20 protein-coding genes are annotated in these 19,510 nt (G+C 57.7%); 16 read left to right on the top strand and 4 right to left on the bottom strand.

Annotated elements, in window-relative coordinates:
- Nucleotides 1-2: 2 nt before the first annotated feature.
- The 3 genes from AC2FHX_RS15520 to AC2FHX_RS15510 are packed head-to-tail and all read left to right on the top strand — an operon-like array spanning nt 3 to nt 3,769.
- Nucleotides 3-1,088, top strand: a complete 1,086-nt coding sequence (locus AC2FHX_RS15520) for a microcin C ABC transporter permease YejB (protein WP_142636962.1) — start codon at nt 3-5, stop codon at nt 1,086-1,088.
- Nucleotides 1,089-2,195, top strand: coding sequence for an ABC transporter permease (locus AC2FHX_RS15515; RefSeq protein ID WP_142636960.1), 1,107 nt, complete (start codon nt 1,089-1,091; stop codon nt 2,193-2,195).
- Entirely contained in the window at nt 2,192-3,769 is a 1,578-nt protein-coding gene (locus tag AC2FHX_RS15510; RefSeq protein ID WP_496689902.1) for an ABC transporter ATP-binding protein, read from the top strand. Before AC2FHX_RS15515 ends, AC2FHX_RS15510 begins: the two co-directional genes overlap by 4 nt.
- Nucleotides 3,770-3,788: 19 nt before the next feature.
- Here AC2FHX_RS15510 and AC2FHX_RS15505 read toward each other — a convergent pair whose 3' ends face one another.
- A complete protein-coding gene (locus tag AC2FHX_RS15505; protein WP_496702635.1) occupies nt 3,789-5,717 on the bottom strand; it encodes an elongation factor G in 1,929 nt (642 codons plus the stop codon).
- A gap of 207 nt (nt 5,718-5,924) precedes the next feature.
- On the bottom strand, nt 5,925-7,280 hold the full coding sequence (gene hemN, locus AC2FHX_RS15500) for an oxygen-independent coproporphyrinogen III oxidase (protein WP_271949799.1): 1,356 nt from the start codon (nt 7,278-7,280) through the stop codon (nt 5,925-5,927).
- Nucleotides 7,281-7,341: 61 nt separating this feature from the next.
- Between hemN and fnrL the strand changes: the two genes are divergently transcribed.
- Both fnrL and AC2FHX_RS15490 read left to right on the top strand, forming a co-directional pair.
- Nucleotides 7,342-8,085, top strand: a complete 744-nt coding sequence (fnrL, locus tag AC2FHX_RS15495; protein WP_496702633.1) for a transcriptional regulator FnrL — start codon at nt 7,342-7,344, stop codon at nt 8,083-8,085.
- A gap of 72 nt (nt 8,086-8,157) precedes the next feature.
- Nucleotides 8,158-8,412, top strand: a complete 255-nt coding sequence (locus AC2FHX_RS15490; protein ID WP_142636950.1) for a GlsB/YeaQ/YmgE family stress response membrane protein — start codon at nt 8,158-8,160, stop codon at nt 8,410-8,412.
- A 28-nt stretch (nt 8,413-8,440) separates the two neighbouring features.
- Here AC2FHX_RS15490 and AC2FHX_RS15485 read toward each other — a convergent pair whose 3' ends face one another.
- Complete coding sequence (locus AC2FHX_RS15485) at nt 8,441-9,280, bottom strand: universal stress protein (RefSeq protein WP_142636947.1); 840 nt, start codon at nt 9,278-9,280, stop codon at nt 8,441-8,443.
- A 195-nt stretch (nt 9,281-9,475) separates the two neighbouring features.
- Between AC2FHX_RS15485 and ccoN the strand changes: the two genes are divergently transcribed.
- The 4 genes from ccoN to ccoP are packed head-to-tail and all read left to right on the top strand — an operon-like array spanning nt 9,476 to nt 12,910.
- Nucleotides 9,476-11,083: a cytochrome-c oxidase, cbb3-type subunit I gene (ccoN, locus tag AC2FHX_RS15480; protein ID WP_142636945.1), complete on the top strand. Its 1,608-nt coding sequence runs from the start codon at nt 9,476-9,478 to the stop codon at nt 11,081-11,083.
- 14 nt (nt 11,084-11,097) lie between these two features.
- The gene (gene ccoO / locus AC2FHX_RS15475) at nt 11,098-11,826 is read left to right on the top strand and encodes a cytochrome-c oxidase, cbb3-type subunit II (protein ID WP_496702631.1); all 729 of its coding nucleotides are present in this window, start codon (nt 11,098-11,100) and stop codon (nt 11,824-11,826) included.
- A gap of 11 nt (nt 11,827-11,837) precedes the next feature.
- The gene (locus AC2FHX_RS15470) at nt 11,838-12,050 is read left to right on the top strand and encodes a cbb3-type cytochrome oxidase subunit 3 (protein WP_142636941.1); all 213 of its coding nucleotides are present in this window, start codon (nt 11,838-11,840) and stop codon (nt 12,048-12,050) included.
- Nucleotides 12,047-12,910, top strand: a complete 864-nt coding sequence (gene ccoP, locus AC2FHX_RS15465) for a cytochrome-c oxidase, cbb3-type subunit III (protein ID WP_496702629.1) — start codon at nt 12,047-12,049, stop codon at nt 12,908-12,910. The genes AC2FHX_RS15470 and ccoP overlap by 4 nt, the downstream gene beginning before the upstream one ends.
- Nucleotides 12,911-13,013: 103 nt before the next feature.
- On the opposite strand, the gene AC2FHX_RS15460 is transcribed toward ccoP, so the two are convergent.
- Entirely contained in the window at nt 13,014-13,196 is a 183-nt protein-coding gene (locus tag AC2FHX_RS15460) for a hypothetical protein (protein ID WP_281973103.1), read from the bottom strand.
- Between the two features lie 100 nt (nt 13,197-13,296).
- On the opposite strand from AC2FHX_RS15460, the gene AC2FHX_RS15455 reads away from it, so the two are divergent.
- The 7 genes from AC2FHX_RS15455 (at nt 13,297) to nusG (ending at nt 19,509) form a co-directional block, all read left to right on the top strand.
- Complete coding sequence (locus tag AC2FHX_RS15455) at nt 13,297-14,172, top strand: LysR family transcriptional regulator (RefSeq protein WP_281973104.1); 876 nt, start codon at nt 13,297-13,299, stop codon at nt 14,170-14,172.
- Nucleotides 14,173-14,272: 100 nt separating this feature from the next.
- Nucleotides 14,273-15,700: a cytochrome c oxidase accessory protein CcoG gene (gene ccoG, locus AC2FHX_RS15450; protein WP_281973105.1), complete on the top strand. Its 1,428-nt coding sequence runs from the start codon at nt 14,273-14,275 to the stop codon at nt 15,698-15,700.
- 2 nt (nt 15,701-15,702) lie between these two features.
- Nucleotides 15,703-16,161: a FixH family protein gene (locus AC2FHX_RS15445; RefSeq protein ID WP_496702627.1), complete on the top strand. Its 459-nt coding sequence runs from the start codon at nt 15,703-15,705 to the stop codon at nt 16,159-16,161.
- 3 nt (nt 16,162-16,164) lie between these two features.
- Complete coding sequence (locus AC2FHX_RS15440) at nt 16,165-18,342, top strand: heavy metal translocating P-type ATPase (protein WP_496702625.1); 2,178 nt, start codon at nt 16,165-16,167, stop codon at nt 18,340-18,342.
- Nucleotides 18,343-18,347: 5 nt separating this feature from the next.
- Nucleotides 18,348-18,506, top strand: a complete 159-nt coding sequence (gene ccoS / locus AC2FHX_RS15435; protein ID WP_142636927.1) for a cbb3-type cytochrome oxidase assembly protein CcoS — start codon at nt 18,348-18,350, stop codon at nt 18,504-18,506.
- Between the two features lie 70 nt (nt 18,507-18,576).
- Nucleotides 18,577-18,774: a preprotein translocase subunit SecE gene (secE, locus tag AC2FHX_RS15430; RefSeq protein ID WP_142636925.1), complete on the top strand. Its 198-nt coding sequence runs from the start codon at nt 18,577-18,579 to the stop codon at nt 18,772-18,774.
- Nucleotides 18,775-18,975: 201 nt separating this feature from the next.
- Complete coding sequence (nusG, locus tag AC2FHX_RS15425) at nt 18,976-19,509, top strand: transcription termination/antitermination protein NusG (RefSeq protein WP_142637254.1); 534 nt, start codon at nt 18,976-18,978, stop codon at nt 19,507-19,509.
- Nucleotide 19,510: the final 1 nt, after the last annotated feature.

Genomic DNA, 19,510 nt, shown 5'->3' with positions numbered 1-19,510 from the left:
AAATGGGAGCATATATTCTAAGACGCCTGCTGCTGGTCATTCCCACATTGCTGGGAATCATGATCGTCAACTTCACCCTTGTGCAGTTTGTTCCAGGCGGCCCGATTGAACAGATCATCGCCCAGATGGAGGGTGGTGGAGATGTATTTGAAGGTATCGCTGGCGGTGGTGGCGATATTGAGCAGCAGACCGGCGGAACAAATGATCGCTATATCGGCGGGCGTGGCTTGCCGCCTGAATTCATCGAAGAACTGGAAAAAGAATTCGGGTTCGACAAACCGCCCTTGGAACGGTTTCTGAATATGATGGGTAATTACCTGACGCTGGATTTTGGCGAGAGCTATTTCCGGTCGATCAGTGTGACCGATCTGGTGCTGGAAAAGATGCCGGTGTCTATTTCGCTGGGGCTTTGGTCGACGCTGATTGCCTATCTGGTGTCGATCCCTCTGGGTATTCGCAAGGCGATCAGGGACGGATCAAGCTTTGACACCTGGACCAGTGGTGCCATCATCGTGGCCTACGCCATCCCGGGATTTCTGTTCGCCATTTTGCTGCTGGTGCTATTTGCCGGTGGGTCCTATTGGCAGATCTTTCCGCTGCGGGGGCTTACCTCGGACAACTGGGACAGCCTGAGTGTATTTGGCAAGATTGCCGATTACTTCTGGCATATCGCGTTGCCGATCCTGGCGCTGACCATCTCTGCCTTCGCAACGCTCACCTTGCTGACCAAAAACTCGTTTCTGGACGAGATTAAAAAGCAATATGTCATGACCGCCCGCGCCAAGGGCCTGAGCGAAAGCCGGGTGCTGTACGGCCACGTATTCCGCAATGCGATGCTGATCGTAATCGCGGGTTTTCCGGCCGTCTTCATCGGTGTGTTTTTCGGAGGGTCAATCATCATCGAAACCATCTTTTCGCTGGATGGATTGGGCCGGTTGGGCTTCGAGGCCGCCGTGGCGCGGGATTACCCGGTTATTTTCGGGACCCTGTTTATCTTTGGCCTAATGGGTCTGGTGGTCGGCATCATCAGTGATCTGATGTATGTGTTGGTTGATCCGCGCATCGACTTTGAAAAGCGGGAGGGGTAAATGGCGCTTTCCCCCCTGAATCAGCGCCGGTGGCGCAACTTCCGTCGCAATGGCCGGGCGTTCTGGTCGCTGATCATCTTCTCGATCCTGTTCGGCCTGTCGCTATTTGCTGAATTTATCGCAAATGACAAACCGATCCTCGTGAAATACCGCGGTGAGCTTTATACGCCGATCTTCAATTTCTACCCAGAGACCGAGTTTGGCGGTGATTTCCAAACCGAAGCAATCTATCGCGACCCCGAAGTGCGTTGTCTGATAGACAGTGGCGGTTTGGATCAGTGCTTTGACGATCCTGACGGCATTATCGAGCAGATCGAGGCCGGATCCTTTGCCGCCGACGGGTTCGAGCGCGGCTGGGCCATCTGGCCGCTGATCCCATACTCTTTCAAAACCAGCGTTGATCGGCCGGGCGCCGCCCCGCTGCCGCCCAACGGTCAGAACCTGTTGGGCACCGATGACACCAAGCGCGATGTGCTTGCACGGGTGATCTATGGGTTCCGTCTGTCCATTCTGTTCACGCTGATGGTCACAGGTGTTGCCAGCCTGATCGGTATCTTCGCAGGCGCCATTCAGGGCTTTTTTGGCGGCTGGCTGGATTTGATCTTTCAACGGATCATCGAGATTTGGTCGGCCACCCCATCGCTTTATGTGATCATCATCATGTTCGCTATTCTAGGGCGCAGTTTCTGGTTGCTGGTGTTGCTCATGATCCTGTTCAGCTGGACCGGATTGGTTGGCGTTGTCCGAGCTGAGTTCCTGCGGGCGCGAAACCTTGAATATGTCCGGGCGGCGCGGGCGTTGGGCGTCAGCAACAGGACGATCATGTTCCGCCACATGCTGCCCAATGCAATGGTCGCCACGCTGACCTTCATGCCCTTCATCGTCACCGGAACGATTGGCGGGCTTGCCTCGCTGGATTTTCTGGGCTTCGGCCTGCCGTCCTCGGCCCCGTCACTTGGCGAGCTGACCTTGCAGGCAAAACAGAACTTGCAGGCCCCTTGGCTGGCCTTTACCGCCTTTTTCACCTTTGCCATCATGCTGTCGCTTCTGGTCTTCATTTTCGAAGGCGTCCGCGATGCGTTTGATCCCAGAAAGACCTTCTCATGAGCCTGCTGGATGTAAACAACCTCAAGGTTTCGTTCCGGCAGGACGGGCAGGTCAGTGCGGCGGTCAAGGGCGTGTCCTTCACGGTGGATCGTGGGGAAACCGTGGCTTTGGTAGGGGAATCCGGGTCCGGAAAATCTGTGACCGCCTTGTCGACCGTTTCGCTGTTGGGCGACAGCGCGATTGTCGAAGGATCGGTGAAATACGACGGGCAAGAGATGATCGGAACGTCCGAGAAGCATCTCATGGATGTGCGAGGCAACGACATCAGCTTCATCTTTCAAGAGCCGATGACATCGCTCAACCCTTTGCACACGATCCAAAAGCAGATGGCTGAATCGCTGGCGCTGCATCAGGGCGTTGTGGGCGACGCGGCCCGTGGTCGGATTGTCGAGCTGCTGACCAAGGTTGGCATCCGTGATCCGCAGGATCGGTTGGACAGCTATCCGCACCAACTTTCGGGCGGACAACGGCAGCGCGTCATGATCGCCATGGCGCTTGCCAATAAGCCGGACATTCTGATCGCAGATGAACCGACCACGGCGCTGGACGTGACCATTCAGGCACAGATACTCGAGTTGCTGGCAGACCTGCAGAAAGCCGAAAACATGGGGATGCTGTTCATCACCCATGACCTTGGCATCGTGCGCCGGATCGCCGATCGAGTTTGCGTCATGAAGGACGGAGAGATTGTCGAAGCCGGTGCAACCGCGGACATCTTCGAGAACCCTCAGCATCCCTATACCCGGAAATTGCTGGCGGCCGAACCGTCGGGCCAACCCGATCCGGTCGCCGCGGATGCAGAAGAGGTCGCCCGCACTGATCATCTGAAAGTCTGGTTCCCGATCCAGCGCGGCTTTCTCAAGCGAACTGTCGGCCATGTTAAGGCGGTGAATGACGCCAGCCTCAGCGTGCGCGCCGGCGAAACCGTGGGGATCGTGGGCGAAAGCGGGTCGGGCAAGACCACGTTGGCGCTGGCCATCATGCGGCTGATCGCGTCCGAGGGTGGTATCACCTTTCGCGACCAGGATGTGCGCCGTTGGTCCACACGCGAATTGCGCCGTTTGCGCAAGGATATGCAGATTGTGTTTCAGGACCCGTTTGGCAGCCTGAGCCCGCGCATGACCTGTATGCAAATCATCGCCGAGGGTCTGGCAATCCACAAGGTTGATCCACACCGCTCCCCGCGTGATCTGGTGGCGGATGTGATGACCGAAGTGGGGTTGGACCCGGCGTCGATGGACCGGTATCCGCACGAGTTCTCGGGCGGGCAGCGGCAGCGTATCGCCATCGCACGGGCGATGGTGCTCCGTCCCAAACTTCTGGTGCTGGATGAGCCGACAAGCGCGCTGGACATGACGGTTCAGGTGCAGATCGTAGACTTGCTGCGAGATCTGCAGCGGAAATACGGGTTGGCATATCTGTTCATCAGCCATGACCTAAAAGTGGTCCGGGCGATGTCACACAATGTCATCGTTATGCGGAACGGTGACGTGATTGAAATGGGCGCTGCCGAAGACCTGTTCGAAAACGCGCAGACAGATTACACCCGCGAATTGATTGCGGCAGCGGGCTGAAGCCCGCTCGCCGTGTTTTTCACGCGTTTGCGGTTTCCCGCGTTGCCGTTTTCGGTATAGGGCCGCGCAGTTCTTCATAGTGATCAAAGCTTAACTTTACCCAACCGGTGCCGCGCGTGGCGCTGGCCAGGGTGCGATGCAACTCATCCTCGGCCACGGCAGGAAGTTGGGCATTGAAAATCTCCCAGCCCGAAGCGTTGGGGTTGCCTTCGAAACCCAGCACTTGACCCTGTAAGGAACTGATCGTGGGGACAAGGTCGCCGACGAAATCGGATGGCAGGTGAATCTCTGCGTTCAGAATGGGCTGCAGGACCACCGGTTTGGCCTGAGGCAGCGCCTCGCGTACGGCGTTCTTGCCTGCGGTGCGGAAAGCATAATCGGAACTGTCCACATTGTGGTGTTTGCCGTCACTCAGCGTGATTTTGACATCAACAACAGGGAAGCCCTCAGGCCCCTGCTCCAGCGCGTCCTTGGCCCCGTGTTCAACTGAAGGAATATAGTTGCGCGGCACCGAACCGCCTTTCACGATCTCTTCGAACTGAAACCCTGATCCGCGCGGCATGGGCGTGACCGAGATCACGACATCTGCAAACTGACCCGCACCACCGGATTGCTTGCGGTGACGGTGGCGGTGTTCGATGGGCGCACGGATGGTTTCGCGATAGGCGGTCTCGATCGGGTCGGCCACGATTTCGATCCCGAAATCTTCGGCCAGTTTGGCGGTGATCCGGCGCATGTGCTGCGGGCCTTGAGAGCCCAGCACCGCATGGCCGGTCAGCTCATCCTGCTCCAGATGGAGACCGGGGTCGATCTCGACCAGACGGGTCAGAGCGTTCGACAGGCGCACGTCATCTCGCTCATGCGCGGGTGATACGATCTGACGTTGGGCGACTGGATGTGATGATGCCCATTCCGGCAACGGAGATTCGGATTTGCTGTCGTAAACATTGCCGGGGATCAGGTGATCGGATTTCACGGCCAGCCCGATCTGACCTGCCTCCAGCCCGGAAATCTGGGTCTTGGCGTCAAGTGTCGTCAGATTGCCGACCGTCTCACCTCCCAAAGCTTCATGCGCACGCACGCCATCTCCCAGGCCACGAAGGACGATGATCTTGCCGATATGTTTCTTCACGTCCGCGAATCCCGCAATGGCGCGGGCAGTCTCGGTGGCCTCATCGCGGTTGGCGGCAATGTTGAACTCAGGGGCTTCGTGCCGCAGGGCTTTCATCAGGCGGGTCAGGCCATTGCCATGGCTGGCCGCGCCCAGACAGGCGGGGATCAACTGGTGGTTCTGCAAAACCTGCGCGGCCAGATCGTAGATCTCGGCACTTGCGGGCTGTTTGTCTTCGATCAGCTGCTCCAACAGGTGATCGTCAAAATCCGACAGCGTCTCTAGCAGCTCGGTGCGGGCTTCTTGTTCGCGGTCCTCGACCGAGAGCGGCAGTTCGATCAGGGCCGAGGGCTGGCCTTCCTGATATTTCCAAGCCCGCTCCGAGATCAGATCGACCGCGCCGACTATTGTCTCGCCGTCGCGAATAGGGACCTGACGTAGGGCGATGTGGTGGGTGCAGTAGGTCTGTAGCGCGGCGATGATATCCCGGATACGGCCATTTGGGGCATCCATCCGATTGATGAACAGGAAACAGGGAATGCCCGCCTCTTCAACCAGCCGCAGATAGGGCGCGCACAAGACAGCCGCGTCTGGGTCCGGCGGGACAACCACAACCGCCGCATCCGAAATCGCCATGGCTGGTCCGACATAACCCAGATTGTCGCTGCCCCCGTCCACATCGATCGCGCACCAGGGCTCGTCCAAGTAAGAAAAACCGTGCAAGTGCACGGTTCCGGAGACATCGAATGTGGTGGGTCGGTTGTCGAGGCGGCTTATGGCCTCGACCAGGGTTGTCTTGCCAGATTGGCTGGGGCCGAGGACGGTGAATACGCGCATGAGTGATGTCCCTCTTTTCAGGTTGCAGTAATACCTGCACGAAAAGGGCCGACCCACACGGCTGCGTGGGCGAGGACTGACTGCGAATTCACCTGCCTCAGGGTTCGGATCGTTCCGCCCAAGTGTGAAGACAACCAGAGGCTCGCGTCAAGCCCCTGTACTGGTATCTAAGCGGCGGGCCGCACAACCGGGCCCACCTGTAAGCGATCAGATCGCCGAGCTGTGGCCTGCCTTGCTCAGGTCATAGGCGTCAAAGCTGCGGGCAATCATTCGGGTCAGCGGCCGGGCCTCGGGTGGAATGAACAGGCCATCCTTGGTGACGTGTAGCAGATTGTTGAAGTCGGCATTGGCCTTCTGGTACATCTCGTTCAGCTCTTGGGCGGATATGTTGTGGTCACGCAGAATCTCAGCCGAATTGATCTGAAAATCACACATCAGCGCTTCGATCAGACGTGCGCGCAAAATGTCCTGCCCTTTGAACAAATGCCCGCGCGAGGTCGAAAAGCGCCCCTCGCGGATGGCTTTCGTATAGGCCGATGTTGCCGGTGCGTTCTGGGCGTAGCCCTGAGGAAACCGCGAGATCGAGCTTGCGCCCACACCGATCAGCACCTCGGCCTGATCATCCGTATAACCCTGAAAGTTCCGTTTCAGTCGCCCGGCCCTGAGCGCATGTGTCAGACCATCATCCTGCGTGGCAAAGTGGTCAATTCCGATCTCGGCGTAATCATCCCAGAGGAACAGTCGACGCGCCGTCTCGAACAGCTCCAGACGTTGCTCGGGCGTGGGCAATGCGTCCGAAGGAATCAACTGTTGCCGCTTGGCCATCCACGGCACGTGGGCGTATCCGTACAGCGCAACGCGGTCGGGGTTCAGTGACAGCAGTTTCTGTACGCTTTCAGTCATCCTTGATTTGGTCTGATGCGGCAGACCGTACAGGATATCTGCGTTCAGACTGGTAATGCCGCGGGCACGGATCATGTCCACAGCTGCGCGCGTGGTGTCATAGCTTTGGACGCGACCGATAGTTTTCTGAATCTCATCGTCGAAATCCTGCACGCCGATCGAGGCGCGGTTCATGCCCGCTTCGGCCAGCGCGTCCAGTCGGGCTTGGTCAATCTCGTTCGGGTCGATTTCGACCGAGAATTCAGCACCCGGGCCCAGCGGGATAACATCCAGAATGCGTGTGGCCAGATCTCGCATCAGATCGGGATTCAACAGCGTTGGTGTGCCGCCGCCCCAGTGCAGACGCGAGAGGGTGACGCCTTGAGGCAGGCGCGCGGCCAGCAGATCAAGCTCGGCCTTGAGGACATCGACATAGGCGATGACCGGGTTGTCAGTTTGCGTCCCCTGTGTTCGGCAGGCACAAAACCAACACAGCCTGCGGCAGAAGGGCACGTGTATGTACAACGAGACGGAGCTGCCGGGTTTAATGCCGGTAATCCAGTCTTCGTAAAGGTTTACCCCCACATCATTGTTGAAGTGAGGGGCTGTTGGATAGCTTGTGTAGCGCGGTACTTTCGCGTCAAATAGTCCAAGCTTTGCAAGTTGTGGTTTAACTATCATGGCGATACCGTTAGAGGACGGCACGCCTAGCAACCTTGATAGAGATCAAGTGGGAACGCGCATGACACAGATTTTCAAAATCGATCATACAAACTGTGAAGATTGTCCAATCCGCCACAGAGCAGTCTGTGCGCATTGCGATGTTCATGAGCTGGAGCTTCTTGAAGGTATTAAATATTATCGCAGCTTCGAGGCTGGGCAGACAATCATCTGGTCCGGTGATCAGATGAATTTCGTGGGCTCGGTCGTGTCGGGGATCGCTTCTTTGACTCAGACCATGGAAGATGGGCGCACGCAGATGGTTGGCCTTTTGCTGCCCAGCGATTTCGTCGGTCGTCCCGGTCGAGATTCAGCGCCTTACGACGTCGTGGCAACGACTGACATTGTCATGTGCTGTTTCCGTAAGAAGCCGTTCGAAGAACTGATGGGTGCTACTCCGCATATCGCGCATCGTTTGCTTCAGATGACACTGGATGAGCTGGACGCTGCCCGTGAATGGATGCTGGTGCTGGGGCGCAAGACTGCGCGCGAAAAAATCGCAAGCCTGTTGTCCATCATCGCGCGCCGGGATGCGTCGATTGGGCAGAACGGGAATTCCAGCCCAATCGTTTTTGATCTTCCGCTGACGCGCGAGGCGATGGCAGACTACCTTGGCCTTACACTGGAAACCGTCAGCCGTCAGATATCCGCCTTGAAGAAAGACGAGATCATCTTGCTAGAAGGAAAGCGCCGTGTATCTGTTCCGGATATGGGCCGGTTGATGGAAGAGGCAGGCGACGATTCCGATGGCGGATATCTGGTGTGATTCACATACGGCGTGACCCGTTGTCTTAACCGTGGTTTAGTGGGACCAGTGAAACTGCGTCAGGAGTAAGTCATGGGATTCAGCAGCCTTTTGGCCATGCTGCTTATTGGTGCCATCGCGGGATGGTTGTCCGGAAAGATCATGGAAGGCCGGGGATTCGGCTTGATTGGTAACATCATCGTTGGCGTTGTCGGGGCATTTCTGGCCGGGCTGATTTTCCCAGCCCTTGGTTTTGCCGTCGGCGGCGGTCTGGTCTCGTCAATTATTTTCGCCACCATTGGGGCAATCATTCTGCTTTTCCTGATCGGCCTTGTGAAACGCGGATAAAAGCCGCCCGCTGGGCGGCTCTGCCGTTTCAATGTGCCATGAACACCGGAACAGTCGATTGTTCCAGCATATTGCGTGTCGCGCCGCCCAGGATGGCTTCTCGGAATCGGGAATGCCCATAGGCGCCCATGACGATCATATCTGTTTCGGTATCCGTCGCATGGCGGTTCAGGATGTCCGATACACGCGACATTGTTTTGCTGAGCACGTCGATTTCGCACTTAACTCCGTGGCGCGACAGCATCTGGGACAACAACCCACCGGGGTCCGAGCGATCCGGCCCATGCGTTGGTGGGTCGATCACCACGATCCGCACCTGATCGGCCCCGATCAGGAAGGGTAGGGCGCAGCGAATTGCGCGCATGGCTTCGACGCTTTCGTTCCAGCCGACCAAGACAGTACCGGGCTTGTCAAAAGGCGTCGTGTTTTCGGGTATGACCAGAACCGGAGCGTGACCTTCGAACATGGCTGCCTCGACGATAGGCTCTGCTTCGACGCTGCGGTCTTTTCCGTAAGGTTGCGGCAAAATAACAAGGTCCGAGAACCGCGCCCGATGGGCAACGTGGCGACCAATATCGGCAATCTGGGCCACGCCGCTTTCCGCAGACCAGCGTACGCCGGAACTGTTCAGATAGGTCTCTGCATAGTGCAGGGTGTCCTCGGCCTCTGCTTTGGCGCGGGACAGGGTCTCCTGCAGAATCAGCGCGTTGGCGCCAGCATAGTAATAACCGGTCTGACTGCGATCGACCCCCAGGCACAGGGCTTCGGCATGCGCATCCTGGGCTGTGGCCAGGGCTGCCATCTGTGCCAGCGCCGGGGCCGATTGTTCCGTTTCCGTTAGAACTGTGAGAAGGGACTTATACGCCATCTTGACCTCTTGCCTCCAGGGCCGTTCCGTCCGCGACATTCCGGCCAAATCATTTCTGTAGCCTTGTCATAATATTCGCTATTCTGTCTTGATACAGATCAAAGCAGTTTGGGCTGTCCTCGGACAAAACAACGACCAGTCAAATGGGTTCCGCGACAAAAAAGAATCGCGCGGAGCATGGCAAAGGGACGCAATATGTCAAATTACATCAAGCTGATCGTGCTTGGTCTGATCGTGCTGTTTGCAGCGATCGGGACCAATTATGCACGCGATTTGGCGTATCAGGTGCATGCAATTCTGGTGATGTTGATCGCCGCGGGATTGTTCATCTGGACGCTTAGAAACACGGATGAGCCAGATATCCTCATAGATCGTTCAGGCGAGTACATGGACGATGTGGTCCGTTACGGCGTAATCGCGACGGCCTTTTGGGGCGTGGTTGGTTTTCTTGCCGGGACATTCATCGCCTTTCAGCTGGCCTATCCGGTGCTGAACTTTGAATGGGCACAAGGATATCTGAATTTTGGCCGATTGCGTCCGCTGCATACATCGGCGGTTATCTTTGCCTTTGGCGGCAACGCACTAATCGCAACGTCCTTCTACGTCGTCCAGCGGACCAGCGCCGCGCGCCTGTGGGGCGGCAATCTGGCATGGTTCGTTTTCTGGGGCTACCAGCTGTTCATTGTGCTGGCTGCGACCGGGTATGTGCTGGGTGGAACCCAGTCCAAGGAATACGCCGAGCCGGAATGGTATGTTGACCTGTGGTTGACCATCGTCTGGGTGGCATATCTGGCCGTGTTCCTGGGGACGATTGTCAGGCGGAAAGAGCCGCACATTTATGTGGCGAACTGGTTCTACCTGGCCTTTATCGTTACCGTCGCCATGCTGCATCTGGTCAACAACATGACTATCCCTGTCAGCATCTGGGGTTCGAAATCCGTCATCGTCTGGTCAGGCGTTCAGGACGCGATGATCCAGTGGTGGTACGGCCACAACGCTGTGGGCTTTTTCCTGACCGCCGGTTTCCTGGGCATGATGTACTATTTCATCCCGAAACAGGCCGAACGTCCGGTGTTCAGCTACAAGCTGTCGATCATCCACTTCTGGGCGCTGATCTTCCTGTATATCTGGGCTGGTCCGCACCATTTGCACTATACCGCGCTGCCTGACTGGGCCTCGACACTGGGCATGGTGTTCTCGATCGTGCTGTGGATGCCGTCCTGGGGTGGCATGATCAACGGCCTGATGACCCTATCGGGTGCGTGGGACAAGCTGCGTACGGACCCGGTGATCCGGATGATGGTGATCTCGGTCGGCTTCTATGGCATGTCCACTTTTGAGGGCCCGATGATGTCGATCCGAGCGGTTAACTCTTTGAGCCACTATACCGACTGGACCATTGGTCACGTGCATTCGGGTGCGCTGGGTTGGAACGGCATGATCACCTTTGGTGCGCTGTACTTCCTGGTGCCCGTCTTGTGGAAGCGTGAGCGTCTGTATTCGCTGCAGATGGTCAGCTGGCACTTCTGGCTCGCCACTATCGGCATCGTGCTCTACGCCGCGTCGATGTGGGTGACAGGTATCATGGAAGGCCTGATGTGGCGCGAAGTGGATGCCAACGGTTTCCTTGTGAACTCGTTCGCCGACACCGTGGCTGCCAAGTTCCCGATGTATGTGGTGCGAGCTCTGGGTGGGGTCATGTTCCTCGCTGGGGCGCTGATCATGTGCTACAACCTGTGGATGACTGTGCGGAAAGCGCCGGCCAAAGAGGCCAGCCTGACCGTCGCGGTCCCGGCTGAATAAGGAGGGCCGGAGCAATGGCAATTCTCGACAAACATAAGATCCTCGAGACCAACGCGACCCTCCTGCTGATATTCAGCTTTCTGGTCGTGACCATCGGTGGCATCGTGCAGATCACCCCTCTGTTCTATCTTGAGAACACCATCGAAAAGGTGGAGGGCATGCGCCCTTACACCCCCTTGGAAATGGCGGGCCGTGACATCTATATCCGCGAAGGCTGCTATGTCTGCCACAGTCAGATGATCCGCCCGATGCGGGATGAGGTCGAGCGCTATGGCCACTACTCGCTGGCGGCTGAATCAATGTATGATCATCCGTTCCAGTGGGGGTCCAAACGCACCGGGCCTGATCTGGCCCGTGTCGGTGGTCGTTATTCTGACCAGTGGCATGTGGATCACCTGCGCGACCCGCAGTCGGTGGTGCCTGAATCTGTAATGCCGAAATACGGCTTCCTCGAGCATCGCAAGATTGACGGTAAGTATATCGGTGATGTCATGAAGGCGAATGCGCTGGTAGGCACGCCCTATACCGAAGAGATGCTGGAGAACGCCGTTGCGGATTTCCGGGCGCAGGCCGATCCCGACAGTGACTATGACGGCCTGCTGGAACGCTATGGTGACAAGGTCAGCGTGCGGAACTTCGATGGTCAGCCAGAGCTGACTGAAGCGGATGCGATGGTCGCTTATCTGCAGATGCTGGGAACGCTGGTCGATTTCTCGACCTTCACCCCAGACGCGAACCGGTAAAGGAGGGTGTGATGGAAGAATATACACTCTTACGGCAATTCGCGGATAGCTGGATGTTGCTGCTGCTCTTTGTTTTCTTTGTTGGAATCATAATCTGGGTTTTCCGCCCGGGATCCAGCAAGGAATACAAGGACACCGCGAATATCCCGTTTCGGCATGATGATGCACCAGCGCCCCTGCGGGGCGACGACAATCCCGCCACATCCAAGGAGGCGCGGCAATGAGCAAGACACCTGAAAAACAGCCGGGTGATCCGAGTACAACCGGCCACAGCTGGGATGGTATCGAAGAATTCGAAAACCCGATGCCGCGCTGGTGGTTGTGGACATTCTACGCCACCATCTTCTGGGCGGTAATCTATACGATCATGTATCCCGCATGGCCCTTGGTTCAATCCGCCACTGCTGGCGTTTTGGGCTGGTCCTCTCGCGCTCTGGTACAAGAAGAGATGATTGCGTTTGAAGAGGCGAATGCCCCTTGGAACGCCAAGCTTGTGGAAACATCGCTTGAAGATATCTCGGCAGATCCCGAACTGCAGCAATACGCGGCGAATTCCGGGGGTGCGGTGTTCCGTACCTGGTGTGCGCAATGCCACGGCTCAGGCGCGCAGGGTGCACCAGGATTCCCGAACCTGCTGGATGACGCCTGGCTGTGGGGCGGTTCGCTTGAGGATATCGAGACCACAATCGCCTATGGCATTCGCAACGAGGAAAGCGACGATGCGCGCTATTCCGAAATGCCTGCATTTGGCGAAATTCTGGAACATGACGAGATCACCCAAGTGGTTCAATACGTGATGTCCCTGACCAATGCGCAGACTGATGACGTAGCTGCGCAGGCAGGCAAGGTTGTCTTCGAAGATAACTGTTCGTCCTGTCATGGCGAGGATGGCACTGGTGACGTCTTTCAGGGCGCACCCAACCTGACCGATGCGATCTGGCTCTATGGTGGCGACGCAGAGGCATTGACTGAGACCGTGACCAATAGCCGTTTCGGTGTAATGCCTGCTTGGGAAAACCGCCTTACGGACGCGCAGATCCGCGCTGTGACGGCCTATGTCCACCAGTTGGGTGGCGGTCAGTAAGGCCAAAAGAATACCTTCGGACGGTTCGCCGCCCGAAGGTTAAGGCACCGGCTGTTCTCTCTGTTCGCGCGTTTCCTGAACAGCCGGTGCTACTATTATCAGACTACAGGCCCCCATTGGTGCAGTCCAGATGCGCCTTTTCGCGCGGGCCAGACTTTTCAATCCACCAGTGATGGTCCGGCAGCCAGCTGCTGCGCGCAAGGTCGCGGCTATCTGTGCCAGTGCCTTTGCCGTTAGCCTCTGTTTTGGTGGCTACCATGAAACTTCGTGCCAGTATCGCAAGCATCTGATCCCTCCTGGATTGTGTTGCCGCTGTTATCAGGATTGATCTTTAGCCTGATAAATGCGACTCAATTACCATTCCAATATGTAAGTAGGACTTACAGATGAACTGGATGGATATGCCGCCGCTTGCGGCTTTGCGCGCCTTTTCTGCCTTTGCTGAGACTGGAAATGTTGTTCAGGCAGGGGCGTCGCTGAATGTCAGTCACGCAGCGATCAGCCAACAACTGCGTGCGCTTGAAAAACACCTGGATCTGGCCCTTCTGGACCGATCCGGTAAATCCATGACCCTGACGGCCGAGGGCAAGGTTCTGGCGCGTGCCCTGTATTTGGGATTTGGGGCCATAGGTGCGGCGGTCACTGACCTGAAGCGTACAACCGAGGATCGCCCGGTCCACGTATCGCTGACGGCCTCTTTCGCAGCTTCGTGGCTTATGCCGCGCTTGCCCGCATTTCAGGCCGAGCATCCAGGCATTCACCTTGCGCTGGATCCTTCGCCCCGGTTGGTCGATCTGCGCCCGGGCGGCGTGGATCTGGCGATCAGATATGGGGCAGGGGACTGGCCCGATGTGACGGCTGAACTGCTGTTGCAAAGTCCGATCGTGATTGTCGCTGCGCCATCCCTGTTGACTGGGCGGGCACCTGTGACACCTAAAGCACTCAGCCGTCTGCCCTGGCTTGAGGAGTTCGGCACAACGGAGGCAACGCAATGGCTGGCCCGTCACGGCGTGGACCACAGCCCCGGCGCTGGCCGCATCGCCTTGCCGGGAAACCTGCTGCTTGAGGGAGTGCGCGCCGGGCAAGGTGTGACGGCCACCGTGCGGCATTTTGTCGAAGCGGATATCATTGCGGGTCGATTGGTCGAACTGTTCCGCGAACCCGACGGGCGCGGATACCATATTGTCACCGGTAATATGCCGCTTCGTCCAGGGGTGAAGATATTTATCAGGTGGCTCAGGCGGCAAGCTGGTAAGATGTGACAAAAGGTGTCTTTACGATGCGCTTTTGACCCATGTCAAAGTGGCTGCCCGTATGATCTGGAAGAAGACGCCGTAGAACAGCTACATCTGGAGCCAGCCCGTGAGCGATTCCGACCCCGCCCCCAGCCTATACGCAGCGCGCGAACCGATCTTTCCCCGCCGCGTGTCCGGCCCGTTTCGCAACCTGAAATGGTTCATCATGGCGGTAACGCTGGGGATCTATTACGTCACACCCTGGATCAGATGGGATCGTGGTCCCAGCCTTCCGGACCAGGCGGTGCTGCTGGATCTGGCCAACCGGCGCTTTTACTTTTTCTGGATCGAGATCTGGCCGCACGAGTTCTATTTCGTGGCCGGGTTGCTGATCATGGCCGGTCTGGGCCTGTTTCTGTTTACATCGGCGCTGGGGCGCGTGTGGTGCGGCTATGCCTGCCCGCAGACCGTCTGGACTGATTTGTATATCTTGGTCGAGCGCTGGATCGAAGGTGATCGAAACGCCCGTCTGCGCCTGCATCGTCAGAAAAAGATGGATTTCCACAAAGCAAGGCTGCGCGTCACCAAATGGGTCGCCTGGCTGTTTATTGGTCTGGCAACGGGTGGTGCCTGGGTGTTCTATTTCGCGGATGCGCCAACGCTTGTCCGTGATCTAGTGACCGGAAATGCACATCCGGTCGCCTATACAACCATATTGATCCTGACGGGGACGACCTTTTTGTTCGGTGGGTTCGCACGTGAGCAGATCTGTATTTACGCCTGTCCCTGGCCGCGCATTCAGGCCGCGATGATGGACGAGGATACTCTGGTGGTTGGGTATCGCGAATGGCGCGGTGAACCGCGCGGCAAAGGCAAGCGGACCGCGGATTCCGATCTTGGGGACTGCATTGATTGCATGGCCTGTGTGAATGTCTGCCCTGTCGGTATCGACATCCGCGACGGTCAGCAGCTTGAATGTATCACCTGTGCGCTGTGCATCGACGCTTGCGATGACATGATGGCCAAAATTGGCAAGCCGCGTGGCTTGATCGACTACATGGCGTTGAGCGACGAATCGAGTGAACGCGCCGGTCATCCGCCCAAGAATGTCTGGAAACACATCCTGCGGCCTCGGACCATTATGTATACGGGTATGTGGTCTGCAGTTGGCTTCGCGCTTTTGTTCGCCCTGTTCATCCGGTCTGACATTGATCTGACCGTAGCGCCGGTGCGAAACCCGACATTTGTAACCCTTTCCGACGGCACTATTCGTAACACCTATGATGTACGACTGCGGAACAAACATGGCGAGGACCGCCCATTTCAACTGACCCTGTCCGGTGATCCGGCCCTGAAGATACAGATCGAGGGGGTTGAAGGTGAGACTGTCAATGTGACGGCGGATACGGCACAATTGACCCGTGTTTACATCGTCGCATCGGGCGACACCGGGCCAGCAACTTTGGATACGACGCCGGTCCGCATCTGGGTCGAAGACCTGCAGAGCGGTGAGCGCGCCTATAAGGACACCACGTTTAACGGACGAGGGAACTGAACATGGCTGAACGTAAATTCACCGGCAAACATGCGCTGGCTGTGTTCGTTGCATCCTTTGGCGTGATCATCACGGTGAACCTGGTTCTGGCCTATAGCGCGGTGAAGACCTTTCCGGGGCTCGAGGTCAAGAATTCTTATGTGGCCAGCCAGGAATTCAACGAACGCCTGAAGGAACATCAGGCGCTGGGCTGGTTTATCCGCGCCGAGATGTCGGGCGGCTTGCTGATCCTGCATATAACCGATCAGACGGGCGCACCGGTCAAGGTGGCTGACCTGCAGGCCGTTGTGGGCCGCGCGACCCATGTCAAAGTTGATTTTGCTCCTGATTTCACATTCGACGGGACTGCATATGCGACTCCGGCATCGCTGGGTCCGGGCAACTGGAACATTCGGCTGGTTGCCAAAGATCACAGCGGGGCCGAGTTTGCACAGCGCGTGCCGCTTTATGTGAAGGGCTAGGGGATGTCTGCGCAGATGTCCTCCGGCACCGCAGCTTGCCCCGGCTGTATCGCCGCCCCGGCAGAGCCCGCAAGGCCGATCCCGCAGGATGTGCAGATCGCGCTGTCATTGCCGGGAATTCACTGCTCGGCCTGTATTGCCACGGTCGAGCGTGAATTGAATGCCCAGCCCGGGGTCGAGGACGCGCGCGTGAACTTGACCTTGAAACGCGCGATGGTCAAAGCCGCGCCCGATCTGCGGGCCGCCGATCTGATCCCGGTGCTTGAACGCGTAGGCTTTGAGGCGCACGAGCTGGACCCTGGATCCCTGTCTGCCACGCAGTCCGACAAAGCTGGTCGCGACCTGTTGATGCGGTTGGCGGTGGCTGGTTTTGCCTCGATGAATGTAATGTTGCTGTCTGTCTCTGTCTGGTCAGGGGCAACCGATGCAACGCGCGACATGTTCCACTGGATTTCGGCAGCGATTGCTTTGCCTGCGATCGCGTTTTCGGCGCAGCCCTTCTTTGCCAATGCTTGGAGCGCCCTGCGCGTCGGTCGCCTGAATATGGATGTGCCGATCGTGTTGGCAATCCTGTTGGCATTGGCCACATCGCTGTGGGAAACCGCGCTGAGTGGTGAGCACGCCTATTTTGACGCCGCCCTGACCCTGACGTTCTTTCTGCTGGCCGGTCGCTATCTGGATTACCGTACCCGCGCCGCCGCCCGATCCGCAGCCGAGGAGTTGACCGCGTTGGAAGTTCCGCGCGCGATCAGGCTGGCCGATGGTCAAGAAGTTGAGGTGCCCGTCGCAACGCTGAGCGTGGGTGATCTGATCCTGGTACGTCCCGGAGGCCGAATGCCGGTGGATGGCGAAATCGTTTCCGGGCAATCCGAGCTCGACCGATCGCTGCTGACGGGTGAAACCTTGCCGGTATTTGCGGAAACCGGTCTGACGGTCAGTGCTGGCGAGGTAAATCTAACGGGTCCATTGACCGTACGGGCGACAGCCGTGGGTGAGGATACTTCGCTGCACCGCATGGCCGATCTTGTGGCCATCGCGGAATCTGGGCGGTCGCGTTATACTTCGCTGGCGGATAAGGCAGCCAAGCTTTATGCACCGGGCGTGCATATCCTGTCGGCGCTGAGCTTTCTGGGCTGGTATATCTATTCCGGCGATATCCGCACCGCGCTGAATATCGCAGCAGCGGTGCTGATCATCACCTGCCCCTGTGCGCTGGGTCTGGCCGTGCCGGCGGTGACGACTGCGGCCTCGGGCCGGTTGTTCCGCAAGGGGATGCTGATCAAACACGCCACAGCGCTGGAACGCCTGGCCGAGGTGGATACGGTTGTGTTCGACAAGACGGGAACACTGACCTCGGGAACGCCGGAGCTGACCAATCTTGCGGATCATGCGCCCGGAGATCTGGAAATTGCACTGGCACTGGCCGAGGCCTCGTCGCACCCGCTCTCTGTTGCGCTGGCGCAGGCTGCCCGTCAAGCGGGGGTCACGCCTGCAAATGTAGAGGGGATCTCTGAAGTTCCGGGGTACGGCACCGAAGGCATCTTTCAGGACCATCCCGTGCGTCTGGGACGCGCCGAATGGACCGGTGGGCAAGAGGCTGAACAAACTGCGGCCTGGCTGTCGTTAGCAGGGCGGGCGCCTTCAGTATTCTTGTTCTCGGACACATTGCGCGCCGGTGCGGCTGAGGCGGTTCAGGCGTTTCGCGATGAGGGGAAAAAGGTCATTTTGATCTCGGGCGATACGCAAGGCGCGGTTGAGATGCTGGCCGGTAAGCTGGGGATTGAGACATGGATTGCGCAGGCCCTGCCGCAGGACAAGGCAACCCATGTGCAAAGCCTGCGGGATCAAGGCTGCCACGTCCTGATGGTTGGTGACGGGCTGAACGACACGGCGGCGCTGGCCGCGGCGCATGTGTCGATTTCACCGGCCTCGGCGCTAGATGCTGCGCGCGTGGCATCCGATATCGTGCTGTTGGGTAACGACCTGTCGCCGATTGCGGGTGCCTGCGATACCGCGGTTAAGGCAACGAAACGGATTCGCGAGAACTTCCGTATTGCAACCATCTATAATATCATTGCAGTGCCGCTGGCGGTTGCGGGCCTAGCCACGCCGCTGATCGCGGCATTGGCAATGTCGACCTCGTCCATTACCGTTTCTCTGAACGCGCTGCGGCTAAGGTGATCTGAATGGAAGTTCTGGCCTATCTCATACCGATTTCCCTGCTTTTGGGAGGGGTTGGCCTGTTTGCGTTCATCTATACCGTTCGGTCGAACCAGTATGACGACCCTGAAGGCGATGCGCGCCGCATTCTAAGCGACGAATGGGACGATAAGCCCAAGCCCTGACGGCCCCCTTGAAATTGCCTCAATGCCCGGTTATGTCCGGCCCATCCGCTAGCAGAGAGAACAAAGCCAAATGGCAACTATGAATCCGATCCAGTTTATTCAGCAGGTCCGTGCCGAGGTTTCAAAGGTCGTCTGGCCAACCCGCCGCGAGGTGTTGCTGACCACGGTCATGGTGTTCATCATGGCAGCACTGACGGCTGTGTTCTTTGCGCTGGTCGATCTTGGTATTCGTGGTGGCCTGCAGCTGATTCTGGGCATGTTCGGTTAAACCGGGCCGGGCAGGTCGGAAACGTCGCTGCCCCCTTGCACAGCTTGCGATGTCAGAGTAGGTGACGCGGTACTATTCGGAATGGGCGTGCGGCGATTCGGGCTGTGCGCCGCTTTTTATTCCGGGTGACGCGACAGATTTTCAATAACGGCTTTTCCGGTAGATGGAATGCAGCCGAAGGCAAACAAGGACGACAGGTTCATGGCGAAACGGTGGTACTCGGTCAGCGTTCTTTCGAATTTCGAAAAGAAGATCGCAGAGCAGATCCGCACGTCGGTGGCCGAGCAGGGCCTTGAGGATGACATTGACGAAGTTCTGGTGCCCACCGAAGAGGTGATCGAAGTGCGCCGGGGCAAGAAAGTCACAACCGAACGTCGCTTTATGCCGGGTTACGTGCTGGTGCATATGGAAATGTCGGATCAAGGGTATCACCTGGTCAACTCGATCAACCGGGTCACTGGTTTTCTGGGTCCCCAAGGCCGCCCGATGCCGATGCGCGATGCCGAGGTGAACCAGATCCTCAACCGTGTCCAGGAGGGCGAAGAAGCGCCCAAGCTGATGATCTCGTTCGAAATTGGCGAGAAGGTCAAGGTGAATGACGGTCCGTTCGAAGATTTCGACGGCATGGTCGAAGGTGTGGATGACGATAACCAGAAGCTGAAGGTCTCGGTCTCGATCTTTGGCCGAGAAACCCCGGTCGAGCTGGACTTCACTCAGGTCACCAAACAAAGCTAAT

Source organism: Ruegeria sp. CDSC042 (genome assembly GCF_059610745.1).
Note: the sequence above shows the minus strand (reverse complement) of the source record. Positions and strands in the feature narration are given on the sequence as shown.